Below are 7,448 nucleotides of genomic sequence, written 5' to 3' on the forward strand. Positions count from 1 at the left end.
GGGCGAGACAGGCAACGGCCAAAGGGGGCAATCGATTGCCTAGCCCAGGCCAATGTGATGGAGCCGCTGGACGGGCTGGGGCTACCGCGTTGGTGAGCCGAATGGCCGTGAGGCCTCGGGTGGGAACGGTCGAGCGATGTTGAGAGCGAACCTGCCCAAAACCCGAGTGCTTACGCACTTCGGCTCACGGGGCTCAGGTGTATCGCACGTTTTGGTGTTCGGGTTCGAAGAACGCTGAGAGCAGCGAGTCGACTCGCAGGAGTCCTTCCCGAGTGAGACGGACTTCGTCGTCGTGAATCTCGGCATAGCCCTGTTCGACGTAGCGATCCCAGACTTCGCGATATTGTGCCACGATGTCCGCGTCGAACTTGTCTTGGAAATATGCCCGTTCGACAAAGCCACGTTTGAGCAGCAAGATCAGTTCGCGAATGAGGGCTTGGTGCGGGGTCGGCACGTAACCGCGGCCGAGCGGCAGGTTGCCGGCTTCGACTGATTCGAGGTACTCGTTCATGTGCGGCAGGTTTTGATAGTGAACGCCGTGCACGTGTCCGAAGCTGGCGATACCGGTGGCGATGAGGTCGGCACCACGCCACAGGTTGTCGCGATACGAGAAGTTGACTTTGCCGGTGTCTTTGACGAGCGTGTAACCGCTGCTGACTTTGTATCCCGCATTGATCAATTCATCGAAAGCGAAGTCGACCCAGTCGCGTTTGGTTTGCCAATTGGCGACGGGGCTTTCGGTTTTGTTACCGAGCATGTCTTTGCTGTAGATGGTGTTGAACGGCAGTTCCATCTGGTAGATCGTGACGCTCTCGGGGGACATTTCGATGGTGCGCCGGATGTTGTCGCGCCAGTTGTCCCAGGTTTCGCCAACCATGCCGGCGATCAGGTCGATGTTGACGTTGGGGAAGTTCGCAGCTTCGATCCATTCCCACGCCGCGAAGACTTGTTTGGAAAGGTGAGCGCGACCGTTTTCTTCGAGCAACGCGTCGCTAAAGTTTTCAACACCGAGGCTCAACCGGGTGACGCCGAGTTCTTCGCGGAGCGTTTTGACTTTGGTTTCGCTGAGCGTTCCCGGTTCGCATTCGAACGTGACTTCCTCGGCGCCGTCCCACGTGATGTGTTCGCGGAGACGGTCGGCGAGTTTGGTGAGTTGTTTAGGCGAAAGAAAGCTGGGTGTCCCTCCGCCGAAATACACGAACCGAAACGGGCGGTCGCCCATGACGGGCAGTTTGCTGACCAGAGAAATTTCGTCGCACAACGCGTCGACGTACCGTTGGACTTCCTTCGCGTTGACGTCCGTGAAGACTTTGAAGTAACAGAACTTGCAACGTTTTCGGCAGAACGGGATGTGCAGATAGAGCCCGAGCGGGTTGCTGTTGGCCGGCGGTTCCTGCATCCGCGTGCGGACATCGTCGAGGGCTTCGCGGTTCCACTGGCTGTAGGGCGGGTAGTTGGAAATGAAGACGCTGCCTACTTCGGTCTTGTCGTCGCTGGAAGTGCTGGTCATCAATCGTGACTTGTGTTGAAGGTAGGTGGGTCGCCAGGGTTGGCGACGAGGCAGGAACGAGAAGAACAGGTTGAGGAGGAAAGGGGAGTCGGTACGGGCGATTGATTTTAACGTGAGGTTGGATCAGCCGCAGGACCGTTCGCGGATCCCGATGTTTGATTAAGGATCCGTACCGTTAGTGGCGAAACAGCGGATGCGTCCGTCATCGTCCGCGATGATCAGCCGATCACCGAGGATCGCGGGTGCGGCGAGAAATTTGCCGCGGGACTCGAACGACCATTTTTCGGTTCCGTCGTCGAGTGACAAGCGTAACAAGGTTCCATCGCTCGACGCGACCCAAACATCGGTGCCGGCGATCAGCGGTGACGCGTCGGCTCGGCGGCGAAGCGTGGTTCTCCAGAGCCGTTTGCCGGTGTTTCGGTCGAGCGCATCGATGTGTTTGTTGTTGCTGCCGACGATAATCCGATCGGGGCCGATCGCGGGGCTGCTGCGGTATTCCTGCAAACGCTCGGGATCTTCGAATTCCCACCGGATCTCGCCGGAAGTCGAATTGAACGCAAAAACGACTCCGTCCATGATCGGCAGGAAGACTTCTTCTCCGGTCACCGCCGGGGTGCTGCCGGTGGGCCCGCCGAGCGGCATCGCTTCGCGGGCGGCCGTGCCGGTGGCGAGGTCAACGATGTGAAGAGCACTGTCGCAGCCGCCCAGAAAAGTCTTTCCTGACCCGATTGAGGCGGCACATCGAATTTGGTCGTTGGTCTCGTATTTCCAAATGAGTTCGCCGGTGTGAGCGGCGAGGCAATACAGGTTGCCGTCTTGGCTGGTTTGCAACAACCGGATTTCGTAGTTGTTCGGATGACTTGACGTATTGTCTGATGAAGCTGTGTTGGATGAATCTATGTCAGACGAATCTGAGGAGCGGTCGGTTGGCTTGGGGGGCGTCTGCTCGATTCGTGGGACGGCGAAGAAGGAGGGGGCTGCGTTAATTTCGCCGTTGGTGACGAATTTCCATAGGGATTCCCCGGTTTCGGGGTTCATCGCTTCGACGTTTCCTTCCACGTCGCCGACCACCAGCAAAGGTTGTTTGAAATTGGCATCCTTATTCGTTGTCGGATTGGATGTAGCCTGAGAATCTTTGTCTTTTATGGCCTCATTCGTGCCGACCACGATGATCGGGATCCTCGGTGTCGAGATATTCGGATCGTCGACGACTGACGCGGGCAGGTACAAACCCGGGGCTGCCACGAAGCCGGTATCAAACTCACGTCGCCACACGGATTTTCCCGTTTCGGCATCGAGAGCTTCCACGCCGCCCATGACGTCGGTCACGTAAACCCGGACGCCGTCGCTGACCGGGGTGGTTTCAACAGCTTCCGCGATTTGGGTTTCCCAAAGAATATCGAGGCTGCGTGGCAAAGTATGCGAAACCGCTCCGCTGGCGCCGGCATCCGCCCTCGACATCGTCCAGGTTGGCGTCGGCTGGGGCGTCGTGCGATGGTCGGAATCGGGGGTGTCGTTGGCGCGGGTGTGACCGGCGAGAAGTCCGATCAGCAATAGGAACGTGAGTCGTCCGATAATATCTGTCATACAAGGCCGATGTGGGAAACGTGTGTGCACGACGATGGGCGAGATACGCGTGTGGGAGGGGCGGGCAGCGCAAATTCGAAAGCAAACCGGGACGTATGCGTTCGCGATTCGGAAGGGGCGGTTTCGACGGATAGCGCGAACCTCCTCGGTCTGTTCGTTTTCACTCCGATTATTATAAACTGTCGGACACCGGTCCCCGACGGGATGCCGGAGCCTTTCTGTTAGCCTTTTGAGTTTATTTTCAATGATTTGTGTCAGTCTTGGGCGTGCCCGCCACCAAAAAATGATTGCGGAGCATCAATATTTGGTGGAGCAAGGGGCTCAGCTCGTTGAGTTGCGTCTCGATTACATTACCCGAGCGGTGAATCTGAAACGACTCGTCCAAGACCGACCGGGACCGGTTGTTTTGTCGGTCCGGCGCAAGGAAGACGGCGGTCGATGGGAAGGCACCGAGCAAGATCGGTTGGTGTTGCTGCGCAGCGCGATCGCGACGGGGGTGGAGTACGTTGACATCGAGGCGGATGTCGCGTCGCAAATTCCCCGTTATGGCGCGACGAAGCGGATTATCAGCTATCACGATTTCTCGGGGACGCCTGACGAACTCGAGGAATTGCACGCGGCGATGGCGGCCGAGGACGCGGACATCGTCAAGATTGCGACGATGGCGAATACGTTTTCGGATAACGTTCGGATGCTGAAGTTGGTCGCCGAGTCGGAAGTGCCGACGATCGGGATCTGCATGGGCGAGCTGGGCATGTTGACTCGGATCCTGTCCAACCGCGTGGGATCGCCGTTCACCTATGCCACTTTCAGCACGGATAAGAAGCTCGCGCCGGGGCAGTTGAATTGGAAGGAGATGAACAGCATCTATCACCACGAATCGATCGACAAAGACACGGCGTTGTTCGGTGTGATCGCGGACCCGGTCGCGCATAGCCACAGCCCGTTGATCCATAATGCGGCGTTTGTCGATTCGGGATTGAACGCAAGGTACCTACCGTTCCGGTTGCCCAAGGATGACCTGCAAACGTTCATGAACACCTGTCACGGAATCGGTGTCGAGGGGATCAGCATCACGATCCCGCACAAGGAAGCTTCGCTGGATTATTGCACCCAGGCGGAGGCGAGCGCGACGGGGATCGGTGCGATCAACACGATGATCTTCAACGACGAAGAACGGATCGGTTACAACACCGATTACCGCGCCGCGATGGATTGCATCGAAGAGACTTTTGGTCTGCAACGTGGTGTCGAGAATTCGATGCAAGGGAAAGTCGCAATGATCTTGGGGGCCGGCGGCGTGTCGCGGGCACTCGCGTGGGGCCTGCGTCAACGTAAGTGCGACGTCTACATTTCGTCCAGGACGATGGAACGCTCTCAGACGTTGGCGGGTGAATTAGGGTGCCACGCGGTCGAGTGGGAACATCGCCATGAGACGAAGGCACATTTGCTGGTCAACGGCACCCCGGTCGGAATGCATCCCAACGTGGATACGTCGCCGTACAACATGACGGCGTTGAACGAATACATGGTGGTGTTCGATACGGTCTACAACCCGGAAAATACATTGCTGATCAAACAGGCCAAACGCAAGGGCGCCCGGGTGATTACGGGAGTCGACATGTTCGTTCGCCAAGCCGCGTATCAGTTCCGGTTGTTTACCGGCAAGGATGCGCCAACGGATCTGATGCGTCAAAAGATCAAACAGGCGACCAACCCGGTGCAGGTCAACTAGCGTTTGAGGGAACGATCGTAGGCCGGATCAAGCGAAGCGACGTTCCCGCAGTTTGGGGTTACGGCCGTTTTTGCTGGTGGGATGCCGTGAGCACTCGGGTTTGAGCGTGTTTGGGGTGGTGGCTTGGTTAGCGATTCGACCCGAGGCCTTACGGCCGTTCGGCTCGACTCACGTAGCTCGGTCTTTCCGAGACCGAGACCATGCCCTATCTCCCGGCGACACAAGTGAGCCGAAGTGCGTGAGCACTCGGGTTTGAGCGTGTTTGGGGTGGTGGCTTGGTTAGCGATTCGACCCGAGGCTTTACGGCCGTTCGGCTGCCTGGTGGGCGTTGCAGGGAATGGCCGGGGCAAACGTTGAGGTGTGTCCCAGATTCGCATTATTTATCATCCGCGTCGAGCATCTCTTCGACTCGGTCTTTCGGTGAGTCGTCGCGGTAGACGCTGAGGAATGTGTTCGGGTCGAGCATTCGCCAACCTGGGATGCCCGCGTACATCGTGGCAACGAACATGCCTCCCCGCAGTGCCCAGAGCACGTAACCGATCGAGGCAATACCCAGCGTCGTGCCGACACCGCCGATCATGAACTCTTGGTCTTCCACCAATCCCGAGGTGTGTTCGGTCGGGTTGGCGAACGCGTACCACGAGAGCAACGAGTCTTCGTCGAATTCCAACAACGCGTCGGCGAGACCTTTCTCAAATATCGAGGCGACAGACATGATTTCCATGTCTTTCGCTGTCGCGTTTCGCAACGTCGAATTGAGAGCATGGCTGGTGGATCCCGTCAGGATCGTATCCTGTTTGTCGGTGCTGTTGCCGCCTTCCTGATTGGCGTCGTCCCCATTCTGCGAGTTGCCTCGATTGGCTTGTGTGGCGGTGTCCTTGGAGTCGTTGCCCGAGTTCCCGTTTGTTTCGCCTGCGAGGCCGCCGATCGGTGTTTCGCTGCTCGTTCCGCTGTCGGTGGTAGCGGTTTCGCCGCTTCCCGCGTCACCGCTGCCTCCGTCGCCACTGCCGCTGTCGCCGCTGCCACCGTCGGACGAGCCTCCGTCTCCCGAGCCACTGCCCGAACCGCTACCGGAACCACTGCCTGAGCCGCCGGACGAACCTCCGCCGGCTTGGACGTTGATGGATACGGTGGCAACTTCGTCGCTCAGCAGCATCCCGTCGTCGGCTCGGTAGGTGAACGTATCGACGCCGAAGAAGCCGGAGTTCGGCGTGTACGTGATCGTGCCGTCGGTTTGGATGGTCAACGTTCCCGACGAAGGGCTGGCGACAATGACGAGGTCGAGTGGATCGCCTTCGACATCGGTGTCGTTATCGAGCGGGTCGGGTGTCGTGAGGCTGACGGTTTGTCCAGCCAGAGTGCTGTACGCGTCGTCCTCGGCGACGGGAGCTTCGTTGATGTCGAGAATCATAATCGTGAAGCTCTGTGTCACTTCGCTGCCGTCGGAGGAAACGCTGCGAACGGTGACGAGGTGCGATGTGTTGGTTTCGTAGTTGAGCGGCGCCGACGAGGAGGTCATGACCTCGCCGGTCGTTGGATTGATCGCAAAGCGGCCGCCCGCGTCGTCGATCAGCGAATGAGTGACCGTGTTGTTGCTGCCATCGGCGTCAATCGCCGACACGGTGATCCCAACACCGACGCCGCCCGGTGAGTTCTCGTCGACTTCGTTAGCGGCACCGTCGATATCGCCGTAGCCGACCACGTTGAACTCATCGACATCGTTGACGAAAATGGTGAACGTCTCGAGATAGGTGGCGCCATCGGAGTCGGTAACCTCAACGGTGACATCATGCTGCGTCGCGGCTTCGAAGTCGATGTTGCTCGCGTCGGTGACATAGATTTCACCAGCGGCGTTGATGTCAAATCGCCCGCCCGCGTCATCGGTTAGCTGGTACGAAGTCGTGTCGGCTGCGTCCACGTCGCTGGTCGAGACGGTTCCCACGACATGATTGTTGGCCGCGTTCTCGTCGACCGTCATGCCGACCGCGTCCAAATCGTGCGGTGCATCGTTGGCACCTTGGATGGTGATCGTGATTTGCTGCGTCGACTCGAGGCCGTCCGCGTCGGTAGTCGTGTAGGTAAACACGTCGTCGAGTGTGTCTGACGAAGACCGAAGGGCTTGCACCGACGCGTTGTCGTTGTCGACCGCGTACGTGTAGGTGCCGGTACTGTTGACGACGATCGAACCGTAATTGCCCGTGACGCTAACGCCGACCGAACCGGACGTGCTGCCTGCGATTCCGGCCGCCACGCCGTTGACCGTGAGTGTGTCGGTCGCGTCGGGGTCGGTGTCGTTATCGAGCACGTTGCCTGACGGATCCACGCCGGTGATCGCGTTGGTCACTCCGCCCGCTTCGACCGCAGTGTTGGTATCGATGTTGGCAGTCGGACCGTCGTTGGTTCCCGTGATGGTGACCGTGATTGCTTCAGTGTCCGACAGTGGTGTGCCGTCGTCGTCGGTGGCACTGATTGTGTAGGTCAGGATCAGGGTTTCGCCGTCGGCCAAGAAGTCAAACGCTTCGGTGCCGCTGTTGAAGTCCCACGTCAGCGTGTCCATCGTTTCGGTTCCGTCGATAATTGCAGTCGGCGAAACGGACAGGAAGCTTTGCAGGGTCG

The 7,448-nt window shown here is 58.6% G+C and carries 4 protein-coding genes; 1 reads left to right on the forward strand and 3 read right to left on the reverse strand.

Annotation, left to right across the window (positions count from 1 at the left end; genetic code table 11):
• Positions 1–193 precede the first annotated feature (193 nt).
• Both RSSM_RS06470 and RSSM_RS06475 read right to left on the reverse strand, forming a co-directional pair.
• The gene (locus RSSM_RS06470) at positions 194–1,510 is read right to left on the reverse strand and encodes a coproporphyrinogen-III oxidase family protein (protein WP_008675811.1); all 1,317 of its coding nucleotides are present in this window, start codon (positions 1,508–1,510) and stop codon (positions 194–196) included.
• A gap of 159 nt (positions 1,511–1,669) precedes the next feature.
• Positions 1,670–3,097, reverse strand: coding sequence for an outer membrane protein assembly factor BamB family protein (locus RSSM_RS06475; protein ID WP_008675812.1), 1,428 nt, complete (start codon positions 3,095–3,097; stop codon positions 1,670–1,672).
• Between the two features lie 244 nt (positions 3,098–3,341).
• Between RSSM_RS06475 and aroE the strand changes: the two genes are divergently transcribed.
• Positions 3,342–4,832: a shikimate dehydrogenase gene (gene aroE, locus RSSM_RS06480; RefSeq protein WP_044301431.1), complete on the forward strand. Its 1,491-nt coding sequence runs from the start codon at positions 3,342–3,344 to the stop codon at positions 4,830–4,832.
• 376 nt (positions 4,833–5,208) lie between these two features.
• Here the strand turns inward: aroE and RSSM_RS06485 are convergent.
• On the reverse strand, positions 5,209–7,448 hold a 2,240-nt coding region (locus RSSM_RS06485), incomplete at its 5' end, for an Ig-like domain-containing protein (protein WP_044301432.1).

The organism is Aporhodopirellula sallentina SM41, assembly GCF_000346505.1.
Classification (GTDB): Bacteria; Planctomycetota; Planctomycetia; order Pirellulales; family Pirellulaceae; genus Rhodopirellula; species Rhodopirellula sallentina.